The organism is bacterium, assembly GCA_030654305.1.
Lineage (GTDB): Bacteria > Krumholzibacteriota > Krumholzibacteriia > LZORAL124-64-63 > LZORAL124-64-63 > PNOJ01.
The window spans coordinates 1-1,208 of sequence record JAURXS010000231.1 but is presented as its reverse complement, the minus strand read 5'-3'; the positions used below and the strand labels follow the sequence as shown (position 1 = coordinate 1,208).

Here is a 1,208-nt window from a genome sequence, read left to right as displayed (position 1 = left end):
GGCGGCGCGCCGGTCCTGCTCTCGTGGAGCGGCTCGATGTTCGAGTACCTCATGCCGCTGCTGGTGATGCCGACGTACGAGAACACGCTGCTCGACCGCACCTACGCGGCGGCGGTCGACGAGCTCGCGCGCCTGGCGCCCTGGACCTCGCTGCCGGCCGTCGCCGCCCCGGATTCGGAGGCGATCCCGACGCTGCGCGAACTGGCGGCGCGGGCCGGCCCAGACGGCGCCCCCGCCCGGGAGCGGATGGCGGCGATCGCGGATCTCGCGCAGCGCGCCGACGAGTTCGCCGAGGCGGACTACGGCTTCCTCTACGACGAGGGCCGCCACGTGCTGGCGGTCGGCTACAACGTCGCCCAGCGCCGCCGCGACGAGAGCTACTACGACCTGCTCGCCTCCGAAGCGCGGTTGGCCAGCTTCGTGGGCATCGCGCGGGAACAGCTCCCGCAGGAGACCTGGTTCGCCCTGGGGCGCCTGCTCAGCGCCTCCGGCGGCGCGCCGGTCCTGCTCTCGTGGAGCGGCTCGATGTTCGAGTACCTCATGCCGCTGCTGGTGATGCCGACGTACGAGAACACGCTGCTCGACCGCACCTACGCGGCGGCGGTCGAACGGCAGATCGACTACGGGAAGCTGCGGGGCGTGCCGTGGGGCGTCTCGGAATCCGGGTACAACACGATCGACGCCCACCTGAACTACCAGTACCGCGCGTTCGGCGTGCCCGGGCTGGGGCTCAAGCGCGGCCTGGCCTCGGATCTGGTCGTCGCCCCGTACGCCTCGGCCCTGGCGCTGATGGTGGCGCCGGTCGCGGCGTGCCTGAACCTGCAGCGGCTCGCCGGCGAGGGGCTGGAGGGCCGGTACGGACTGCGCGAGGCGATCGACTACACCGCCTCGCGCGTCCCGCGCGGCCAGCCGCACGCCGTCGTGCGTTCCTTCATGGCGCACCACCAAGGCATGAGCCTGCTGTCCTTCGCCTACCTGCTCCTGGACCGCCCGATGCAGAGGCGATTCGGGGCGGATCCGGCCTTCCGGGCGACCATGCTGCTGCTGCAGGAGCGGGTGCCGCAGGCGTCGGTGTTCCATTCCCAGGCCGACGAGATGTCCGCAACGTCGACGATCCCCATCGGCGGGGCCAACCCGTCGCGCGTCATCGGCACGCCGCACACCGCGCTGCCGGAAGTGCAGCTGCTGTCCAACAGCCGCTACCACGT

1 pseudogene is annotated in these 1,208 nt (G+C 71.9%); it reads left to right on the top strand.

Annotation, left to right across the window (positions count from 1 at the left end):
- The first annotated feature begins 234 nt into the window (after window positions 1–234).
- Window positions 235–1,208, top strand: a pseudogene (locus Q7W29_06420) (glucoamylase family protein).